This is a genomic window from Vibrio sp. OPT41 (assembly GCF_015163595.1).
Classification (GTDB): Bacteria; Pseudomonadota; Gammaproteobacteria; order Enterobacterales; family Vibrionaceae; genus Vibrio; species Vibrio alginolyticus.
Genome location: NZ_JADDYH010000014.1, coordinates 350,012 through 371,714 on the forward strand (window position 1 = coordinate 350,012; position 21,703 = coordinate 371,714).

20 protein-coding genes are annotated in these 21,703 nt (G+C 44.6%); 18 read left to right on the plus strand and 2 right to left on the minus strand.

Annotated elements, in window-relative coordinates:
• Both IQP38_RS26300 and IQP38_RS05235 read left to right on the plus strand, forming a co-directional pair.
• Positions 1-384, plus strand: a 384-nt coding sequence (locus tag IQP38_RS26300) for an MATE family efflux transporter (RefSeq protein ID WP_265575739.1), incomplete at its 5' end; no start/stop codon positions are given.
• 161 nt (positions 385-545) lie between these two features.
• Positions 546-1,517 carry a DUF3080 domain-containing protein gene (locus IQP38_RS05235; RefSeq protein WP_017634927.1) on the plus strand — a complete coding sequence of 324 codons (972 nt, stop codon included), beginning with the start codon at positions 546-548 and terminating at the stop codon, positions 1,515-1,517.
• A 15-nt stretch (positions 1,518-1,532) separates the two neighbouring features.
• Here the strand turns inward: IQP38_RS05235 and IQP38_RS05240 are convergent, their stop codons facing one another.
• Positions 1,533-2,378, minus strand: a complete 846-nt coding sequence (locus tag IQP38_RS05240) for a DNA ligase (RefSeq protein ID WP_053307085.1) — start codon at positions 2,376-2,378, stop codon at positions 1,533-1,535.
• A gap of 421 nt (positions 2,379-2,799) precedes the next feature.
• Between IQP38_RS05240 and IQP38_RS05245 the strand changes: the two genes are divergently transcribed.
• The 16 genes from IQP38_RS05245 to IQP38_RS05320 all read left to right on the plus strand — a co-directional run bounded on the left by IQP38_RS05245 (position 2,800) and on the right by IQP38_RS05320 (position 21,209).
• On the plus strand, positions 2,800-3,120 hold the full coding sequence (locus IQP38_RS05245) for an STAS domain-containing protein (RefSeq protein ID WP_017634929.1): 321 nt from the start codon (positions 2,800-2,802) through the stop codon (positions 3,118-3,120).
• Between the two features lie 26 nt (positions 3,121-3,146).
• Positions 3,147-4,013 (plus strand): OmpA family protein, encoded by an 867-nt coding sequence (locus IQP38_RS05250; protein ID WP_193837378.1) that lies wholly within the window; start codon positions 3,147-3,149, stop codon positions 4,011-4,013.
• Positions 4,010-6,112 (plus strand): SLBB domain-containing protein, encoded by a 2,103-nt coding sequence (locus tag IQP38_RS05255; protein ID WP_193837379.1) that lies wholly within the window; start codon positions 4,010-4,012, stop codon positions 6,110-6,112. The genes IQP38_RS05250 and IQP38_RS05255 overlap by 4 nt, the downstream gene beginning before the upstream one ends.
• Positions 6,112-6,798 carry an AAA family ATPase gene (locus IQP38_RS05260; RefSeq protein ID WP_005377635.1) on the plus strand — a complete coding sequence of 229 codons (687 nt, stop codon included), beginning with the start codon at positions 6,112-6,114 and terminating at the stop codon, positions 6,796-6,798. The genes IQP38_RS05255 and IQP38_RS05260 overlap by 1 nt, the downstream gene beginning before the upstream one ends.
• Before the next feature lie 11 nt (positions 6,799-6,809).
• Positions 6,810-7,190 carry an Hpt domain-containing protein gene (locus IQP38_RS05265; protein WP_149191800.1) on the plus strand — a complete coding sequence of 127 codons (381 nt, stop codon included), beginning with the start codon at positions 6,810-6,812 and terminating at the stop codon, positions 7,188-7,190.
• A gap of 308 nt (positions 7,191-7,498) precedes the next feature.
• Positions 7,499-9,025 carry a sigma-54-dependent transcriptional regulator gene (locus IQP38_RS05270; RefSeq protein WP_193837380.1) on the plus strand — a complete coding sequence of 509 codons (1,527 nt, stop codon included), beginning with the start codon at positions 7,499-7,501 and terminating at the stop codon, positions 9,023-9,025.
• Positions 9,000-10,070, plus strand: a complete 1,071-nt coding sequence (locus IQP38_RS05275) for a glycosyltransferase family 4 protein (protein WP_193837381.1) — start codon at positions 9,000-9,002, stop codon at positions 10,068-10,070. Before IQP38_RS05270 ends, IQP38_RS05275 begins: the two co-directional genes overlap by 26 nt.
• Before the next feature lie 144 nt (positions 10,071-10,214).
• Entirely contained in the window at positions 10,215-11,399 is a 1,185-nt protein-coding gene (locus IQP38_RS05280; RefSeq protein WP_193837382.1) for a glycosyltransferase, read from the plus strand.
• Between the two features lie 11 nt (positions 11,400-11,410).
• On the plus strand, positions 11,411-12,583 hold the full coding sequence (locus tag IQP38_RS05285) for a glycosyltransferase (protein WP_005377641.1): 1,173 nt from the start codon (positions 11,411-11,413) through the stop codon (positions 12,581-12,583).
• A complete protein-coding gene (locus tag IQP38_RS05290) occupies positions 12,576-14,006 on the plus strand; it encodes a lipopolysaccharide biosynthesis protein (protein WP_193837383.1) in 1,431 nt (476 codons plus the stop codon). The genes IQP38_RS05285 and IQP38_RS05290 overlap by 8 nt, the downstream gene beginning before the upstream one ends.
• The gene (locus IQP38_RS05295; protein ID WP_054576902.1) at positions 14,003-15,367 is read left to right on the plus strand and encodes an O-antigen ligase family protein; all 1,365 of its coding nucleotides are present in this window, start codon (positions 14,003-14,005) and stop codon (positions 15,365-15,367) included. Before IQP38_RS05290 ends, IQP38_RS05295 begins: the two co-directional genes overlap by 4 nt.
• A 115-nt stretch (positions 15,368-15,482) precedes the next feature.
• On the plus strand, positions 15,483-16,607 hold the full coding sequence (locus IQP38_RS05300) for a glycosyltransferase (protein WP_053303088.1): 1,125 nt from the start codon (positions 15,483-15,485) through the stop codon (positions 16,605-16,607).
• The gene (locus tag IQP38_RS05305; protein WP_005377649.1) at positions 16,604-18,037 is read left to right on the plus strand and encodes a GumC family protein; all 1,434 of its coding nucleotides are present in this window, start codon (positions 16,604-16,606) and stop codon (positions 18,035-18,037) included. The genes IQP38_RS05300 and IQP38_RS05305 overlap by 4 nt, the downstream gene beginning before the upstream one ends.
• Before the next feature lie 221 nt (positions 18,038-18,258).
• Positions 18,259-19,377 (plus strand): glycosyltransferase, encoded by a 1,119-nt coding sequence (locus tag IQP38_RS05310; protein ID WP_053307080.1) that lies wholly within the window; start codon positions 18,259-18,261, stop codon positions 19,375-19,377.
• Entirely contained in the window at positions 19,370-20,560 is a 1,191-nt protein-coding gene (locus IQP38_RS05315; RefSeq protein WP_017634936.1) for a glycosyltransferase family 2 protein, read from the plus strand. Before IQP38_RS05310 ends, IQP38_RS05315 begins: the two co-directional genes overlap by 8 nt.
• Before the next feature lie 10 nt (positions 20,561-20,570).
• Positions 20,571-21,209 carry a sugar transferase gene (locus IQP38_RS05320; protein ID WP_005377654.1) on the plus strand — a complete coding sequence of 213 codons (639 nt, stop codon included), beginning with the start codon at positions 20,571-20,573 and terminating at the stop codon, positions 21,207-21,209.
• 19 nt (positions 21,210-21,228) lie between these two features.
• On the opposite strand, the gene IQP38_RS05325 is transcribed toward IQP38_RS05320, so the two are convergent.
• On the minus strand, positions 21,229-21,618 hold the full coding sequence (locus IQP38_RS05325) for an AAA family ATPase (protein ID WP_193837384.1): 390 nt from the start codon (positions 21,616-21,618) through the stop codon (positions 21,229-21,231).
• Positions 21,619-21,703: the final 85 nt, after the last annotated feature.

A 21,703-nucleotide genomic window follows, 5' to 3' on the forward strand; every position in this document is an offset into this window, starting at 1 on the left:
ATTTTAACCGTCTTGTCTCGTGAGTGGATCGCCGAGCTTTATACTAGCAACCCAGAGGTAATCACTCTAGCGATGCACCTGCTCGTGTTTGCCGCTGTTTATCAATGTACGGATGCGGTTCAAGTGATCGCAGCTGGTGCATTACGCGGCTATAAAGACATGCGAGCCATCTTCAACCGTACTTTTATTGCTTATTGGATTCTTGGCTTGCCAATTGGTTACGTCCTTGGCCGTACAGACTGGATTGTTGAGCCAATGGGAGCACAAGGCTTCTGGCTTGGTTTTATCATCGGCCTATCTTCTGCGGCCTTTATGTTAGGCGTCAGAATGCGTTGGATGCATCGCCAAGAGCCAGAAGTGCAATTGAACTTTTCAGTTCAATAAAAAGTAAAAAAAGCCAGCATCCGCTGGCTTTTTTGATCGAATAATCACACGGTTGAGTATACTTATAACAAGATTACAAAGCGGTTGATTTTGCTCTCTAGACAACGGATACGAAGTTAGAAAAAAGGATATTTGTGCGGTCTATTTTATTGTTCTTAATCATGATTCTTAATGGTTGTGATAACTGGTTCAATCCAGAGAACGCCATGTTTGATAAGTATCATCAACGTGTAGCCAATGTATTGGACGTTCCTGCTATTCCAATAACACTACAGTCTACGGTAACGATTCCTGCGAAACGCGTTTTGTTCGAGCCATTGCCAAGGCTATCTATTGGCCTGCTAGAGAGCTATCAATTACGACAGTGCGGACTCTTTAATTTACTTGCCGAGAAAAACTCACAACTTGGCAAGGTGCAGGATGCCTTTCATGATTTTGATTATCAAACTGCCCTTTTAAGAGTCATGCATCGATGTTTATCCGAGTTTCCACTTAGCGATGAAGAACGCGCGACATTGACAGAGCTTTACTCAACCAAGTGGCAACATTTAGACATTCATCTCGACAACTTACTACTCGTAAGTGATGCCATGCAGAAGCAACTAACTGCCTCTGATTGGCTATCTCAAGACACGACGAATGATATTGCACGCATTAACGATGTCTATCGTATTTTCAGCGAAATGTATGATTTACCCCACCGCGCGGTCTCACGTCTACCCGATGTGGAAGTTACGCAATATCAAGAAGAGTTAGAGAAATCTCGTTTACTCGGACGACTTTACTATTCAATGGTAAACACATCCCTTTGGTTAAAAGCGACAACTCAGCTACTTGAGCAGAACCAGAGCAATGTATTGTGCGGGCCGAAAAGAGACACCACCCAGTTCCGCTACTTAAGAAATGTCTTTCAATCCATTTACGTTGAAGAAGTGCAACCTTATTTGGCTTATTTAGACAGTACCTATCAACAACTTAATGATGGTGCCACTTTGGTGGAGAACCGTATGCAACTCCATGGTCACCAGTATGGCATCATTGAGGCACATAGGACATTTAGGCAAGAAACCCTAAACCACGTTCAGTTTTGGCAGGGTCTCTTCAAACGATGTGGCGTAACCGTTGGCAACTAGTAAGTGCAGAGCGTTCTATTCCTTCAGCCTTTCACGCAAGAATCGAGCAAAACGTGGTTTACCAGTATGTGTAAAACCGTTATATCTAAATGTAATGGTTGAACCAATTTTCGGAGGCTGGCGACGCACTTCATCGGTAAATCCGCTACCGATGTAAAACTCAATGCCATTTGGTAAGCGAACTAACATTGCTCCCATCATACCTAATAAGCGCCCTGTTCCTGGCTTATAACCCACAACTAACGCTTCATCATCTGCGTATCGTTTTAGTTTAAGCAAATCACTACCGCGTCCAGCCTGATAGCGGCTTGATACCTTTCGCAACATCACCCCTTCACCGTCGGATATTGAAATTTTATCCAACTGTGTAAACAGATGAGCTTCATTTTGAATCGCTCGGTGCTCGACATATTTGATATGAGGCTGGTCGACTTCAAGCACTAAATCTTTGATGTTGTAATAACGCTTCCGATAATCACCAGCGGAATATGGCATATCAAAGATCATAAAGTCGATGTGTCGCCAAGCAGACTCTACAGGAGTTTTATCTAATACCGTTTGCTGAACAAGATGGAAGTTACCTCTCCCAGCCCAAAGTTCACCGTCCAACGGATAATCAGGCAAAGGTCCTGTAAACCAATCTGGGGCGTAGATTCGATTACCATTTCTCGTCACGAGATGTTGCCCAGTCCAATAAGCGCGAACACCATCAAGTTTTTCGCTATACCAATATTCAGACACATCAATGCCATCCTGATAGCTTTGTGCAAGAGAAACTGGTGGTGCGAAAGACGTATCCGCTTGAGGCTGTGAAGACGCTGCCATAACAGCCAGCGCAATTAATGTCATTTTTAATGGCATAAGAAGACCTTGTACAAAAAATCGTCTTTATTGAAACGTAAGTCCTCTCGATGACCTATTTATTACTAGTCATTCTTCGACTCATAACAATCAACATTAGTAATAATTTGCAAAGATAATCATAAACTTTAGACAGGTTTTGCATTTAGTCGTTACACGTTATTCACGTAAGGCGGATGGTTCGTCAATCGAGCTGGAATCTAATCATGACGAGCCCCCAGCTCTAACGACTTCTTTCGGCTCAACACCTCTTATAAGCAAACCATTTCTCTGTACGTTTTTGATTCTCAATTTGAGAATCAGTCCTTTCTCAAATTGAACAATATCATTAACAATATTTAACTATTTGATTTTTAATTAATTTCAAATTGGCACGTTACCTGCTCTATATCCAATTAGAAAAACAAACGGAGACAGAGTCATGGAACTACGCAAACTAGAAATCAATCAAGACAAGTTAGCCATTGAGTTTTTTGGTGACTTAGATGCAAGCGGCTGTCGACAAGCACAACATCACATTGATGAGGTAATTCACAACAATCATCACAAAGAAGTCGAAATTAACCTACAGCACGTCCAATTTCTTGATTCTTCAGGGATTGGTGCCATTGTTTACTTATATAAGCGTCTAGTTGAACGTGAAAGAAGCATGAGTATTGAAAACGTATCAGGCCAACCTTTAGAAATCATGAGCTTGCTTCGTATCAACCATGCCATTCCCGTTAACTCAAAAGGACACTAAAAATACCGGTTTAAACGGAGGTTGGCATGGTAAATCTTATACGACGATATGCATTAAGCGGTCTTGTTGTCGGCATGTTTGGTTGTTCGTCGTTTGACTACCCAGAACACGGAAAAGGTGGCTTGGCGGAAAGCTATCAAGATATCTCGATCGAGAATTATCAGTTTTCCCCAGTGATGCCTGACGAGCCTTTAGGTCCAGAACATGGGTTAAGGTTTGATTGGCAACTGACCAAGTTACATCTAGACGCACTAATCCAAGAGGGCGCGCGCTGGTGTTTTCCTGCGGCAGTTGTTCAGGCCCTTGAAAAACAAAATAGAATTGCGCGCGAGTTAGAAGGTGGGCTTTTTCTCGACGCTGCCAACGACCTTGTGATTCAGCGTCGACGCTTAAACCAGCTCGAACAACAACTCGACTACGTACTGAGCCAAACCACTTGCACACCGCCCGATGATATTGAAGCGCTGCGTAGCGACCTAAACATAGTCGCGGATATCTATGCACTACTTAATATCGACAACCAGTTTGCTGTCGATTCAGCTGAAATCAACCCGAAGTACATGGGACATTTGGCAGAAGCAGCCTACATTTTACGTGACCACCCTAACCTATCTCTTGTAGTAACGGGGCATGCGGATGCAACTGGAACCCCCGATTACAACCAGAAACTTGCTCAAGCGCGTGCAGAACAAGTAAAGCGTTACCTAACCGTATTTGGTATCACTTCAGAGAGAGTCACTACCAAATCTGTCGGAGATAACCTGCCACTCTATGAAGGTGAAACATCCGCCGTGCGTTTAACTAATCGTCGAGTAAGCATCGAGGTTATTAGCCCTAATTCAGATAGCGATAGCTCAATAAACCGCAACCCAACGGCAGGAGGCGCGCTATGAACACGATGAAACCATTTATCCTCTTAATGTTGTTGTGCCTGGTCGCGTGGGTACCTTCTTCCATAGCGGATGAGAGCAATACTGTTAAGGTCGGTGATTTAATACAGATTAACTTACCTGGAGAGGCGTCGTTAAACCAAGGGTTTCAGGTTGATCGTCGTGGACGAATTAATTTACCAGAAGTCGGCCCTGTATTAGTGGCCGGCTACAATGAACAACAACTCCAAGACGTGATTATCGACAGGCTAAAGACCGTGTATCGTGACGTTAACAACGCTCGAGTTTTTATTAAACAGCAACAGTTGTTAGTGTCCGTTCAAGGCTACGTGGTCAAACCCGGTGAATATACCTTACCTTCTGGGTCCAACATTCAAATGTTTGTGTACGAAGCTGGAGGCCTGCGCGCAGGGGCTCAGCTTGATAAAATGATCGTGAAACGTGGAAATAAAAACATTGAATTTGACTACAAACGCTTCCTTGATACGGGGGACAATAGCCAGCTGCCAAAACTAGAATCACTGGATGTCTTATTTGTCCCCGCTTCCCCACTCGTAGGGAATATTGAGCAAGAGTTTGATGCAGCAAAACTCGCGAATTCAGGTGACAGCGCAGATTCCGCTCGTGCAATCAAAGTCTTTGGTGAAGTCAACGCACCTGGCTCGTTCTCATACAAGCCAAACACCACGCTAGTTGATGTCGTAATGCGAGCTGGCGGCGTGACACGATATGCCAGTGTTGAGCAAATTCGCGTGATAACAAACAATAACCCAACCATGTTTAACCTGAAAAAGTACCTTGATACTGGAGACCAAAGCCTACTGCCAGAGATACTGCCAGGTGCCACCATCTTTGTCCCAAAACAGGAAGAAGAAATCAAAGCAGGTGCAAATGTGGTTTACGTGATGGGTGAAGTCGCCCATCCTGGGGCATACGAAGGCAAGCAAGGCGCTAGCTTCATGGATATCCTCGCCAACGCTGGCGGGCCCACTCGCTACGCAGAATCTCGCCAAATTCGCGTTATAAAAGCCGATGGCAAAGTCATCAAATTCGATCTTACCGCGCATACAGAAGGACTATCTTCAGCCAGACCACCAAATGTTGGACCAGGAGACGCGATTTTCGTACCGGAGAAAACCGATTTCAATGAGAAGTCTTGGTTAAAAGTAGCACCTAGTCGAGCGGTCGCAGTGATGGGAGAAGTTGTTCGCCCTGGACGCATCGAGTGGTCAGACGAAATGGATTTGATTGATCTGCTTGCACACGTTGGAGGCCCAACTCGACGAGCTGATACCACCAAAATTGAAGTCGCCAATAACGGTCAAATGACACAATTTGACTTAGACCAATACATTCTGGATGGCTCGCCAACATCAAGCCTACCTCGAGTTTCCGCTGGTACAGTCGTAAGGGTACATGCATTGCCTGACGACCCATCCGATAATAAATCGCAATGGGTAAGCCAAAGCTCTGACGCATCAATATACGTTTTCGGACAGATCAATGCACCTGGGCGCTATCGTTTCACCGAAGATATGCATTTTCTGGATATTTTGTCTGCCGCCGACGGACCGACAATGGATGCAGATATTCACAACATCCGTGTCACACACCGAGGCCTAGGTTATGCCAAAGTGAGTAAATTGAATTTATCGATGTACTTTGAAACAGGCGATGAGTCAATTCTGCCCCACGTTCGTCCTGGTGATACCATTTACATTCCAGAAAAAAACAAAAACTGGTTAGATCGTTCAAAAGAGTCCACGGTACGCGTATTAGGTGAAGTAAGAGCCCCAGGGCGATACGTATTCAATGACAACATGACAGTGCTTGATCTGTTAGCGGAAGCAGGAGGACCAACTGACAATGCCTACCTTGAAAAGATCAGTGTGGTCAATATGTCTTGCTGCCAAGGCCAAGCCCGAACATTTGATTTGGTGAACTTTAGTAAAACAGCCAACATTTATGAGCTGCCAGTCATTCGCGCAGGCGACACGATTTACATTCCCCATAAAGACGAGAGCTTTGTTGAAAAAGCGAGGGCAGGATTAAGAGATATTTTACAAATCACCACAACCATCGTGTTAATAGGAGCGTTGTAATGACTATTCCTGCAACTCACGCTGAGATTGAGCAAATTTATCTTCAGAGTGAACAGAAAGGCCACAAAACGATTTGTGTTGTGGGTTGTAAATCTGAAGATGGTGTCACTTCCGTGGCGTCATCTCTTGCAGAGCGCTTGGTTTTAGCAGGCCACAATACTTTGTATGTAGACCTTAACTTATTCAAACCCGCTTATCACACTGTTCACGAATTTGATGATGACGAGAAGGTTGGCCATTTGATCACACGAGAGAATACACATCAAACTTTAGTCGGCCTCCCTGCTCCATCTCTCGCCAGCACTCAGTTAGCGTACCGAGACCCAACAACGCTGAAACAAAACATTGCACAATGGTTAACGCAGTACGAGCGCGTCGTGATAGATACATCACCACTTCTCAGTGTCAACCGAAGCAATATTGCGCCTCAAGTGATTGCTGGCGTATGTGATGCTACTTTGTTAGTAGCGCATTATGGCTCTACGACTGCAACCCAGCTCGAGCAAGCCAAAAAGCTACTCGATGCTAGCGATGCGAACTTGATTGGTTCTGTACTGAACATGAAGCACACTCCAAGCCTGAAAGATGAGTTAATCCGCCAAGTTTCCAAGCTGCGTTTCTTACCAAAAAAGTGGAAAGAAAAACTGTCTCAGCAAATTAAAAAAAGCGAACTGTTTATGTTATAGGGAGCGCTATTATGACGATAAATAACACATTGACTATCGAGCAAGAATTAGTGGATGAGCATATTCTTCAGCAAATGATCAAAGATACGTGCGCCGAAATCATCCCTACCTTGATTGAGCACTATGTCGAAGAGTCACGCGATCGCATGGAGAAAATAGAGCAAGCATTAAGCACAAAAGACCTTCAAACATTAGAGTTCGAGGTTCACACACTGGGCAGTTCTGCTCTCGCTCTAGGCAATCGAACGCTTTCAAGACAAGCAAGAATGATTGAGAAGTACTGTGTCGAAGGAAAAATACCAAAAGCATTGGAGCTTTGTGAAACACTTCCTCAACTCGCCAATGAATCGTTTGATGCGTTAGAAAAGCGAAAAGCTCAAGGGTTTGAGTAGTATCAGTGTCTTACTCCCTAGCGAAGCATCGCGTTTGATAAAGCGCGATGCCGACATCATCTCAGAAATTTAGGCTCCAAATTCAGTCACCCTCGCCAAGCCACACACCTTGAAATTATTTGGGTATAACTTAATCAATTAAAAAGTATGGATTTTTCGCAAATTTCCTACCTTGTGCTAATACTTAAATAACGCTTTTCTCAAATTGAGAATTTTCAGCACTAGAGAGCTATAAACCACTCATAATGCCAAATAGTAGTGCTGACAAAAATCATAAAAAATGAAACAAACTACGTTGGGATGGGACTATGAGACCAAGGGTGTTACTGGTAGAGGACTCTACTTCACTAGCCATACTTTATAAGCAGTATGTGAAAGACGAACCTTATGACATTTTTCATGTCGAGACAGGTCGCGAAGCGATTCAATTTATTGAAAGAAGCAAACCTCAGCTCATCATTCTCGATTTGAAACTGCCCGACATGTCTGGCGAAGACGTGTTGGATTGGATCAACCAGAATGACATTCCTACGTCCGTTATTATTGCTACGGCACACGGCAGCGTCGACTTAGCCGTTAATCTAATTCAAAAAGGTGCGGAAGATTTCTTAGAAAAGCCCATAAACGCTGATCGCCTAAAAACATCAGTCGCATTGCACCTCAAACGCGCCAAATTGGAAGATTTGGTGGAAAATATTCAGTCCAAATTTGATCGCCACAACTATCATGGATTCATCGGTTCAAGCCTCCCGATGCAGGCGGTATACAAGACCATTGATGCTGTTGCGCCAACTTCTGCCAGTGTGTTTATTGTGGGAGAAAGCGGCACAGGTAAAGAAGTTTGTGCTGAAGCCGTCCACCGCCAGAGCGACCGTAAAGACAAGCCTTTTATTGCAATTAACTGTGGGGCTATTCCACGAGATTTGATGGAAAGTGAGATTTTTGGTCACGTTAAAGGGGCCTTTACTGGAGCAACAACAGATCGAAAAGGTGCGGCGACGCTGGCACATGGTGGTACGCTTTTTCTTGATGAGCTGTGTGAAATGGAACTTGAGATGCAAAAGAAGTTGCTCCGCTTTCTACAAACGGGCACTTACACTCCTCTTGGTGGCACTCGAGAAATGAAAGTGGATGTGAGAATCATTTGTGCCACTAACCGAGATCCATTAACAGAAGTAGAAGAAGGTCGTTTTCGTGAAGACTTATACTACCGTGTGCACGTTATACCTATCGATATGCCTCCATTACGTGAACGAGGAAGTGACATCGTCACGCTTGCCAAGCACTTCTTGACCACTTACGCCAAACAGGACAAAAAGAAATTCTCAACAATCGACAGCGAAGCTCAACATATCATCAAGCATTACGAGTGGCCGGGTAATGTAAGGCAACTACAAAACATCATACGTAACATTGTGGTGCTTAATAACGACGAAAAAGTCACGGTGAGCCACCTACCCGCTCAACTCACTAAAAAGTCAAAAGTTACGAAAACAACGACACCTGCGCATGTTGCTCAAGAGTCAGCAAACATTGCACCAATCACACCACCACCTGTTTATACTGAGGAACCTTCACCTTCTGCGGTCGAACCGTCGATTACCGCAGCGGAGCAGCCTGGTACACCGTCCTCTGCTGCTACCTCACCGTACTTTAACTCTGATGGAACCATTCGTCCTATGTGGCAAGTAGAGCGTGAAGCAATTCAAAACGCAATTGCGTACTGTGATGGCAACGTCCTCAACGCCGCTGTCATGCTGGAGTTAAGCCCATCTACGGTTTACCGAAAAAAACAAGCGTGGGAAGCGGATGAAATTAATCTCGAACAATCTTGATAAACCTGCCATTGGTGAAATTTGGATCTTGCTTGATAGCCGTCTATTCGGCGGCATTGAAAGTCACGTTATCGAGCTAGCTCGGGGATTAATCGCCTTTGGAAACAAAGCTCGAGTTGTGCTAACCACTGAGTATTCGCCAGCCGCTCAGATTGTACAGAAGGCAAAAGAAGCCGCGATCCCTGTGAGTTACTTAAACTATTTGTCTGGCGAGCCCAATAAAGCTTTAAAAATTAAACACCTAACAAGCGCCGTCGCCAATCACCAACCCTCAGTGGTTCACTCTCATGGTTATAAAGCGTCGATTTTGTCGCGCTGCGCCAAACTGCTCACCCGTACGTTTCCTCGTTTGATTTCAACTTATCATGCTGGTGAATCGTCCTCAGGGAAACTATGGCTATACGATTGGCTTGATAGAAGCTCAGGCAGCCTATCTGACCATTGCTTTGCTGTCAGTCCAAGTATTCAGCGCAAAGTTTTTTGTTCTTCAGAACTGCTGAATAACTTTGTTTCGATTCCCAACAGTCAACTCAACTATCAGGAGATCGCTTTTGTCGGCCGATTGAGTCAGGAAAAAGGCGCCGATCAATTTATTGAGGTAGCGAGGCTCTGTCCAACATTACAGTTTAGTGTGTACGGTGATGGCCCAGAAAAAGAGTCGCTTAATCAAACTGCCCCTTCAAACGTGACTTTCCTCGGCCATCAAACCGATATGGAAGGTGTTTGGGAAAATATCAGTGTACTTATCATTTCTTCTCGTTATGAGGGTCTTCCAATGGCGGCGCTTGAAGCCATGTCGAGAGGCATTGCCGTGATGAGCTTACGTGTAGGTCGTCTTCCAGATATTATCCAAACGGGTAAAAATGGTTTTATCGTCGAAGACATTCCCTCTCTTGCTAAATGTCTTCATGACTGGATGTCGATTGGTGAGGCGCAACAATCACTCATTCGCCAGAATGCTCGACAAACCATCATTGATGATTTCTCAGCGCAAAGTGTGATTCCCGTATTGCTACAAAAATATCAAATTGAAACGGATCACTAATCCATATTGGTTCTCAATATGAGAATGATGACTTCCAAACATAAATATCATATAAGATTCAATCACATAAACTAATGGCATATTTTGGCATCTCTATTGCAGCTCAGCAGTTAACGCAGATTAATGATGAGACAGAGGTGACTTATGACTACGCCAAAACGCATTCTATATGTTCATTATGGTGATAATTGGATTCGCGGCAGTGAAGTGGTGCTTCTGGATCTCATTTCAGGAATCGACCGCAATAAGTTTGAGCCATTCGTATGGTCAAACTGCCAACCATTAATCGATAAGTGCCAATCGCTCGGAATTGAAGCGGAACATTCAGCCTTCAATTTGGTGGGTGGTTGGAGCGCTCCACGCTGGGATATTAACGGGTGGAATAGCCTTATCAAACAAGGCTCAGCTTTGATCGAAAAGCACAGCATCGACTTGGTACACGTCAATAGCGGCGGCCCTTGTCAATGGATGTGTTTGGCTGCTCGCATGAATCATATACCACTTGTCACGCAACTTCATTGCCATTATACATTGCGCGATCGCTTCTCTCTCGGACTTCACCTCTCTCCAAAATTGATTTGCGTTAGCAAAGATGTTGGACGCGAAATTCTTCAGGACGGCTACCCGCAAAACCAACTTCATGTCGTACACAACGGCGTGTCACTTCAAGGCGTGGATACACCCATCGACATTAAAGATCGCCTCGGAATCCCATCACAGGCCTTTACCTTTCTGTCGGTGGGTTCGCTGATTAAGCGCAAAGGGTTCGACCGCCTTATTCGCGCAATGCGCATGCACAACTACCACCACCACAACCCTCACCTTGTTATTGTTGGTGACGGCGAAGAAAGAGAAGCATTGCAACAGCTTGCCGCGGATCTTGGTATCCAAGAACGAGTGCACTTTGTCGGGGAGCAACACAATGCCGGAGCGTGGATGTGTGGTAATGCAGACGCTTTTATTAGCGGCGCCTATGAAGAGGCCTTTGGTCTCGTGCTCGGGGAAGCGGCTTTAGCTCAACTGCCTATCGTGGCTCCTAAAACGGGAGGCATTCCTGAGTTGTTCGAGCATAATCACTCTGCATTGCTGTACCAGAACAGTGGAATGGCGAGCCTGTTAAACGCGATTCAACAAGTCATGCAAGACGCGGCATTAAGAAACAAGCTGGCGGAAAACGCTTACCTACATGCTAGCCAGCACTTAACGACGACTGCATCTATCAACGCTATTGAACGTATTTACGAAGGTGAACTTAATAACAACGCCATTACACCAATGCCAATGACTCACTGCATGAAGCCTCTTTCACGCTGGTTGAGCATCAATTGAGGAGCCCGGTCATGAAACGTGTATTGATGTTCGACGCCATCCCAATGCAAGGTGGATCCAAAATCGCGAATGCAGAGCTCCTTAAGCAGTGCGATAAGCTGAACGTGATTGGTTATCTACTCACTACAAATCCAGAGCATTGGGCGTCACTGCTTAGTGATACACCGCGTGTGCAAGTTATAAAAATAAAACCATCACCATTTAACTCGACTCATGGACTGACCTACTGGTTGATGAACGCTTACTACTTTCTCCAACTTCTCTACGCGTGCATGAAGCTGCCAAAAATAGATAGCTTTTTGGGCCTATCTTGCCCAAGTAATGATATGCCTTTGTACTTACTACGATTAATTAGCAAAAAGCCTGTGGTACAGATGGTTCATGGCCCTATTGGACGATCGAGATCTGCTGGCTACTGCTTAGTAAAAGCATCGGCAATTTACTACTTGGCAAACACCCGCGAATCAATGGTAGAAGCATTACAGGCCTACCTCAAAACAGAGAAGCCAGCCACCGAACGCTATTGGTGTGGTTTGAATACATCTACGTTTGTTAATGGATTATCGAAAGATCGCTGGCCAAAACAAGCGAATCCGATTTCAAGCCGCGTTTTCTGGGCAGCTAGCTTACTAAAATGGAAGAACATCGATCTTTTGCTTGATGCTTTAACACTTGATGAGTCGAAAAAGATCAAATCCACCGTGTGTTACATCAAACCTAACGTGGCAGGTGTGGAATATTCAACACCGGACTTCAACACACAAGGTGTTGAATGGCATGAGTGCCCAAACAACTTAGATGAATTGCGTTCACAGTGTGGTGTGTTTGTTTCCACCAGTCTCAACGAACCTTTTGGGTTATCTATTTTGGAAGCGCTCGCTGCAGGTATGTGTGTCGTCATTCCACATGATGATAGTTATTGGGACCGCGTGTTAACTCACGGCCGAAATTGTATTAAATACACGCCTAACAATGTGGCTTCGTTACACAACGCAATTCGCCTTTTGAATGAATCGCCGTGGATGAAAGTAACGATGGGTATCGAAGCACTCAATGTTTCTCAACTATACACAGCCGAACGTTGTTATTTGCCAATCGCCCAGCACCTTGCTGCCGAAATTGCTACCAACAATGATTGCACACTCAAGACACCGCGAGACATCAAAGGATATGATCATGTCTAAAGCAATGACCAACATGACGCTATTTGCTATCGCCTTAGTGATCAATAAAAGCATCAGCCTAATCATGCTGCCTTTATTGCCCCACTTTCTCTCACCAGAACAAATGGGCAAGCTTGAGCTTCTAACAACCTTTGGTGTTGTTACGACCTTATTCGTCAGTTTCGCTTTGCATGAAGCGCTTTATCGATTCGTCGGCGTTGAAAAGGATAAAAATACGCGCACAAGCCTACTAAACCAGCTGTACTCACTTGCTTTACTCATCGCTGGCGTCGTCGCTCTTAGCTTGCTCACTATCATTTTAATCGCCCCCATTCCCGCGCCTATTACGCGAGTCGAATTTGCTATTGTTATGTTTGCCATCGTTCTAGAAGGCAGTATTGCAATCGGCACTGCCTGGTTAAGAACACAAGACGACAAAGCAAGAACACTGCTTAACGTCATGGTCACTACCACCATTTTTCAGGTCATTTTTATCGTCGCGGCGCTGTCTGTTCATCCCCATGTTATTTCTGTTTTGTGGGGGGGCTTGTTGGCTGCTATTACTCAATTTGTTTGGCTGCACATCGTTAACCGTTACAATGTCACCCTTCCTAAGCTGACATTGGCAAAACAATACCTAAACTACTGCCTACCAATGATGATGGCTGGATTGGTTGCGTTCTGCCTCAATGGCGCTGAGCGCTGGTTCATTGGTGCCAACACTTCTCTTGCGACGTTAGGGATTTACGCGATAGCGGTAAAATTTGCAGTGGGCATGTGTATTTTAGTGCAGCCATTTGGCATGTGGTGGATGCCACGTCGATTTAACTACTTAGAAGGGCGCAAGAACACTGAAGCAGTGCGCATCACACACCTAGGTATGATTTACATCACAGGTTTGAGTGTAGTGGTCGGCACATTAGCAATGGTGATGATCACCTACTTACTGCCAGAAACCTATCATGAGGCAGTACTATTTAGCTTATTCTTGCTGCCTATCGCCATGTTAAAAGAATGGAGTGAATTGATTAACATCTCCATTTTGTACAAGCGTCGTACTCGCTGGCTACTGGGTATAAATGTCGTCTCTGCGTGCGTTGCGATTGCTTTGCTGTTTGGCTTATCTTCTCTGGGCATTTATGGGGTATTCATTGCGCTTTATTACGCACAACTGTGTAAGTTGGGCCTGACTTATGTAGTAAGCCAACAATGTATGACGTTGCCTTTTCACCTCAGTCTGATGGTTTTATTACAGATTATATCCGGTGTGGCACTGTTCCTGCTTCACTCTTCACAATCAATAGGCATCGCCATCGCAATTTGCATTTTGACATGCAGTTTGCTGGCATGGATAGCCACTCGCTACGTGAGTAAAGAGACGCTAAATGCTCTCACTCGATACATAGTGAAAAGGCGTGGACAGGTGAAGAGATACTCGTTATGAATGAAACCAAGGTGAGAACAAAACAGTCCATCGCAGCACTGACGATCACTGTCTGTATCGGCCTGCTTTGGATTGTTATACCTCATCCCATTTTGATTGTTGCGTTGTGTTTCGCACCACTCGCGTTACTGTTTGTTCTCAATCAAACGTTTTGGCTTGTCACACTGTTCGTTATTTTTTCATTCTTTCGTATTCACGAAGCCTTTCCTGTTATCTATAACTTCAAGATCCCATTACTCTTATCACTGGGGGCACTCGCCGCACTCGCTTTTCACCTTCTTATAAGCCGCCAGATTACAGCTTTTTGGCACCCTTCATTAAAGTGGCTGTGTATATTTTGGGGTCTGGTGATCATCGGAATCATATTCGCTTCCAGTCGTGATATCGCAATAACGGTGTTCAAAAATACCTATTGGAAAATCATCATTATGACGTTGGCCATCACCTGGCTTATTACTAAACCTTCACAGCTCGCTCAGATGTCAAAAGCAATTATTTTCGCCGGATTATTGATTGGCTTAGTGGCATTACAAAACGCTGCGAATGGCATTGATTTAGTCGAAGGAACACGCGTGTCAATAGGACGATCCATAGGTTCAGTACTTGGCGATCCTAACGATTTGGCACTAGTGCTGATGTTTCCCCTTGCCTTTACCGTTAGTCAATTGATGGAGAAGCATTCCCCCAAGCATCTCAGGCTCTTTGCCCTTATCACCTGTTTGGTTTTGTTCTTTGCGATCATTGAGACGCAGAGCCGCGGTGGGTTACTAGGTTCACTGTCTGTATTTGCCTACTTTGCTTTTAAACACATCAAAAGCAAAACATTAGTCTTGGTACTAGGCGCCATCGCAGCGATCGTACTCTACGCATTCGCTGGTATTTCAGGACGAGAATCGGGGGGAGCCGCTGAGGATGGTATAGATGCCTCTGCGATGGGGCGACTTTATGCGTGGGAAGCGGCATTTAAAATGGCGCTGCATCACCCGTTGACTGGCGTAGGTCTAGATAACTTCTACTTTAATTACTATTTCTATAGCCCACATTGGGATGGTATCAACCACGCCGTCCATAGTACTTGGTTTGGCGTGTTAGCAGAAACGGGTTTTGTCGGGCTCGCGGTGTTCATTACTTTAATTGTGTCATTGATCCGCACCTCTTTGCATTCCATCTCATTGCTGACACCAAAATCAGATTACACCCTCTCTGTAGGAGCAAACGCCGTGTTAAGTGGGCTTATCGGTACCATCGTATCAGGCACGTTTCTGACTCAAGGTTTCACTTGGCCAATTTACATTCTAGCGGCATTAACAGTTGTCGTTAGCCGAATTGTTCAAAGTGACTGTCAAAATGAGAAATACTAGTTTCAAACATAAACAAAACCCATAAATCACTGTTTTAAAATGGCTAATTCCTTGGCACGCATTGTGATTACTCACTTAATTAGTAATCAAATAACCAAGACTCAAGGAGAGCCACATGACGGACATCGTAGTATTTGGAGAAGATTTTGGTGGGTTACCCTCTTCCACTCAGCATATTGTCAAGCGACTAGCAGCGAACCATCGAATCCTTTGGGTTAACTCCATTGGCCTTCGTCAACCTAAGCTGGATTCTAAAGACATAAAGCGTGCGTTAAACAAATTCACTCGTGTATTTCATAACGTAGGCTCACACAAGCCAACATTGGACTCTGAAACAAACCCAAACATTCACATCATCAACTTGCTCACCATTCCTGCCCCTAATTCTGCATTAGCAAGAAAAGTGGCCGCTAAGATGATGAAACACCAACTCAACAAACAATTACAAGCTCTTGGTTTTGATAAGCCTGTATTTTGGACGTCGCTCCCGACTGCTGCCGATGTTTGTGCAGAAATGAACCCACGTGGACTGATTTACTATTGTGGCGATGACTTTAGCGCTTTAGCTGGTGTTGACCACGACACGGTAACAAAGCACGAACGTACTCTTGTTAATGCGGCCAACGTTATCTTTACGGCAAGCGATACGCTCTCCACCAAGTTTCCATCACATAAAACCGTCACTTTGCCTCATGGTGTCAACGTTAGTCTGTTTTCTGAGCCAGCACCGAAGGCCAAAGACTTGCCTGACAACGGCCGCAAAGTGCTGGGCTTTTATGGTAGTTTGTCTGAATGGTTAGATTACGACTTAATTGCCCAAGTCGCAGACCAAGCACCTGACTGGGATCTGGTTTTCATCGGCCCCAACGAACTCAGTGACAATCCGCTACCTCAAAGAAGTAACGTTTACTATCTCGGCCCAAGAGCTCATCACACTTTGCCAAGCTACTCTCAACACTGGGACGCAAGCTGGTTGCCCTTTGTTAATAACGCTCAAATCAAAGCGTGTAACCCCCTCAAGCTTCTTGAGTATTTGGCAACGGGAACCCCCGTTATTAGCACGTCGTTTCCTGCATTAATGCCGTACAAGCATATGCTCCACATAGTTCAAAATGTCGAAGATGTATGCGCCAGTCTCGATCACCTGATCCCACCCCCGGCAAACTCAAAGCAATATGTTCAACAGCAAAGCTGGGAAGCAAGAGCCAACCAAGTTGAGAAATTAGTGAGGACGCTATGAACGATTTGAGAGAGAACCTTAGTGTATTACTACATGGCGCTTGGCGACGTCGTTACATGATCGTTATCCCTATGCTTGTCTTGCCTGTGCTGGGTTTCATCGTAAGTAAACTGGTTCCGACGACTTATGTTGCTCATACCAGCATGCTTATTCAAGAGACAGCGAAAATGAACCCGTTCCTTCAAGACCTTGCCGTCTCAACAATGCTTAAAGACCGATTGAGCGCACTCAGTACTCTGCTAAAAAGCCGACACGTTTTGTATTCTGTCGCAAAAGAACAATCGCTGATCAATGACGAGATGAGTGCAAAAGAGCAAGAGTTCATCATAAAAGATCTTGCGTCGCGCCTGTCTGTTCAGCCACTCGGTAAAGACTTCATTCAAATTCAATTGCAAAGTGGTAAATCAGAAGGAATGGAGTCGATGCTGCTCTCTGTCAGAGAGCATTTTGTCGAACAGCTTTTGGCTCCTGAGCGTTCTTCGATTAAAGATTCGAGTCATTTTTTGACTATCCATATCAACAAACGCAGGGAAGAACTAGACAAGGCTGAACAAGCTTTTGCAGAGTATAAAAATACTTACTCAGACGCGACACCCGAAATGCAAGCTCAAAGCCTTACTCGCCTTGCTAGCCTCAAACAAACGCTAGCCGAAAAGGAGGCGGAGCTTGCTGGTGTTTCACGAAGTCTAGGCAGTTTGGATCAACAACTATCCAAAACGAACCCGGTTATCGGTAAACTGGAAGAGCAAATCATCGACATTCGTAGTGAACTTACCCTGCTTCGCGCTAAATACACAGAGGCGCATAGTTTGGTGCAAGGTAAGTTGCGAGAATTAAACCGGTTGGAGCAGGAACGCTCGGTACTCTTGAACTCTAAACAACCAGAACTAAACAGTGCTCAACTATGGGATATCGCGAGCAATACCACAGTAAACAGTCTTGGCGAAGCACAGCCTCTACTTGTCTCCCAACTACATCAATTACAAATGATGCGCGGACGTTTTGAAGCACTTACGGAAGAAACCAACAGCTTGCGAGACATGATCCAAGAATTAGAGCGAAATGCGCACCAATTTGGGAGCACAGCAACAGAAATCAACCGCTTAGCTCGTGACGTCGCAGTGAAGAGAGAAATGTATGATGAACTCGTCGAACGCTATGAGATGGCCCAACTAACGGGTTCTTTGGGAGAGTTTGAAGAGAATAAGCGCGTAAAAATCATTGATGAACCGTTCACGCCAACGATTCCAACTAACTTACCTAGTTTTGTATTTGTCATTTTAGGATTTATTGGTGGCGCTGGTTTAGGCATTGGATTAGCGACGATACTAGAGTTAGCCGATAACTCTATCCGCTCTAAAAGAGCATTAGAAAAACACCTTGGTGTTCCTGTCATCACCACTTTACCTAACGTAGTGTACGGAAACTAACCGCCATAAGAACTCATTTACAAGCACTCGGTCGGCGAGTGCTTTTCTTTTACTACTGCCTTATACAGCCTCATAGCATGTCCACTAATATGAATCTCAAATTGAGAATAAACATAAAGCCTCACAAACATCAATATTAACTTATTGTTTTTAAATGATTAATTTTTTGGCACGCAGTCTGCAATTCCTAAATAAACAAAGAACTCAACGAGGGTTTGAAAATGGAATTCAGACAAAAACACAATAACACTAAGCACAGCAAAAAAGTGATATTACACGTCGTGCAACACTTAGCTCCTGGTGGTTTAGAAACGCTCGTACTAGAAATGCTTCGTTTTGCGCAGCCCAACCATTCCGTTTTTGTCGTGAGCTTAGAAGGAAGCAAAGAACATGCACTACAAGGCTGGCAAAAACTATTGTCCTACCAAGGCCAACTGCACTTTCTTAATAAGAAACCTGGATTCAGCGGAAAAACCATCAGTACGCTGACTTCCATGCTCAAAGGACTTAAGCCTGATGTGGTCCACACTCACCATATCGGACCACTCTTATATGGTGGGATTGCGGCACGTTTAGCGCACGTACCTGTAGTTATTCATACCGAACACGACGCATGGCACCTTAATAACAAAAAATCAGCTCGACTGCAGTCCCTTTTGCTAACGATGATTCGCCCGCAAGTAGTTGCCGATGCTAACTTTGTCGCCCATCAAATACAGACTAAGTTAAAGTATCGCAAAGTTTGTACTATCCATAACGGGATTGACTGTCAGAAGTTTAAAAGCGGTGACCAAACGGCAACAAGACACTTGTTTGAACTTCCAACCGACAAAATCGTGATTGGCGTTGCCGGGCGTCTAGAAGCAGTTAAAGGCCATAAAGTGCTTATCGAAGCATTCTCTCATCTTACGCCAAACACACACCTAGCCATTGCTGGAGATGGTTCTCAGCGAGCTCAATTGGAAGCACAAGTTAGAACGTTAAAACTTGAAGATCGAGTAACCTTTTTAGGCTTGGTCGACGATATGCCCAGCTTTTACCAAAGCCTAGACTTGTTTTGCTTACCATCACTTCAAGAGGGATTTCCTCTCTCAACCCTCGAGGCTCAAGCATGTGACATTCCTTGCGTCGCGACGGATGTTGGCGGCGTGAAAGAGACGCTCTGTCCGAACAACAGCACACTGGTTGAAGCAAATCGCGTGTTTTCGTTGGCCGAAGCGTTATCACAGCAACTGGAATCATCACACCATTCTCCTCGAACTTTTATTCTCAAACACTTTGATATCAGAGACATGGTGAGTCGCTACTCACGTTTGGCCAAGGAGGCTAGCTATGAATGATTTACTTTGGATTATAGGGTTTGGTTTATCCGCGTTTTTGATTGTCTATCATCACGTTGGGTACCCACTGCTCCTTAAGTGGCTTCCTTTAAAACAGCAAGACGAAACCAAAGCACCATTTGTAGAGCGAGCTTACAAAGCCTCCAAAACAGACAGCCAGCTACCCTCTATTACTGTCATCGTGCCCGCCTACAATGAAGAACAATGGATAGCAGAGAAGATCCGTAACCTTGCGAGCCTAGACTACCCGAGGGATAAATTAAGAGTAGTGATCGCATGTGATGGCTGCACAGATAACACAGCCGAGATTGCTCAAGCGACAATTCAAGAAGCAATCTGCTCTGATACTCTGTTCATTATTAATGATCACCAAGTCAATCGCGGTAAAGTTGCCCTACTCAACGAAGAAATGCGTCATGTTAGCTCGGACATTACCGCACTGAGTGACACGTCGGCATTGATTTCTTGCGATTCTCTATTGCTAGCTAGTCAGCATTATCAAAATGAGAACGTTGGAGTGGTTAACGCAACATATCAAATAATGAGCACTGATAACCAAGGTGAAGCAGCGTATTGGCAATACCAGTCTCGAGTAAAGCACCAAGAATCCTTGTTAGGTTCAACGATTGGTTCCCACGGTGCGTTTTACACTTTCAGAACTCACTTATTTGAACCACTGGAAGTTAGCACCATTAATGACGACTTTATTCTCCCTATGAGAATCGTTTTGCAAGGCTATAGCGCTATTTACGAGCCAAACATGCTGGCGCTTGAGCTCGAACAAAGCTCAGATGACGCAGATTTCAAACGACGCCTAAGAATTTCAGCAGGTAACATGCAGCAGCTCATGCAATTAAAGAAATTACTGCTACCTCGTTATCGTGGCACTGCCTTTGCATTTCTATCGGGAAAGGTTCTGCGCTTAGCAACACCCTATTTGATGATTGTTTGCTTTATTTGCTCACTACTACTGGCACACAATCCGCTGTTTCAAGTAATGCTGTCCGCACAAGTTGGTATTTATAGCATCGCGCTTATCACTTACTTGATGCCAGCACTTAACACAATTAAACCTTTTAAGCTGATTAGTTACATCGTCATTGGTCATCTCGCCAACTTTATCGGCGGTATGAAGTATTTACTCGGAATGGAAAATGGACGTTGGAAACGCGTCAACCAATAAGGAAAGCATCATGAAAAACTCACGCTACGATTCAAATGTATGCCACGCAAAAAGAACGTTTGATGTACTGGTTGCAATGCTTATTTTGGTCGTCACTGCACCACTTTTCCCATTTATCGCGCTAGCGATCAAAACCACATCGAAAGGCCCAGTGATCTATCGTCAACTGCGTGTTGGGCGCTGTACACCAGAAAAAATGGATCTTTTTCAAATCATGAAGTTTCGCACCATGTATATTGATGCAGAGCAACGCTCTGGCGCAGTATGGGCAACTGAAAATGATCCCCGCATCACGCCAGTAGGACGCTTTTTACGCAAAACGCGTTTAGATGAACTACCTCAACTTTTTAATGTGTTGAGAGGTGAAATGTCGATGATTGGGCCGCGCCCAGAACGCCCAGCTTTCTACCAGAAATTGGAAGATGAAATCCCCTATTTTGTAGAGCGCACATATGGCGTGTTACCAGGTATCACAGGCTTAGCTCAGGTTAACCAAGGCTATGATGCATGCATTGAAGATGTAAGACGCAAAGTTGGGTTTGACCACAGTTACGCACTAAGCTTAGGTTCGTTTTACTCTTGGATTTCAATGGACCTTTCAATCATGAGCAAAACATTCGTTGTGATGATTGACGGACGAGGTCAATAACTTCCGGTTCTGGTAACGGTCATTCTTGCCACTGGCATCGCATCTTTTCTATCGTCGCTGGTGGTACATCATGAATGCTTTGATACGCTCCGTGGCACACTTTAATTTCCACCTCGATGCGCTTCTTCATGCAGTAGTCCATGTAACGCTTCATCTCCCAATGTCGAACAAACGTATTGCTCACAATCACGACTCTCCCTTTGTTCAACCACTTTCTAGTTTGCTGAAAACACCACTCATGCGCTTGAGGTAATTGAACTGGTTCAAAGTGATAATCACCTTCATCATTTTCAAAATACATGTCAGCTTCAAAATGCTTAGCACCAAGCTCTATCGCTAGTTGTTTTGCTAAGGTTGTTTTACCTGAACCCGGAAGTCCACGAATAAGAATGAGTTTAGCCAGTGACATAATGCAGTTTAATGAGGTGGGAATAAGCCTAAACTGTAACGAAATTATTGGAAAAGAAAAGTAGAAATAAAAAATGCCGAGCACA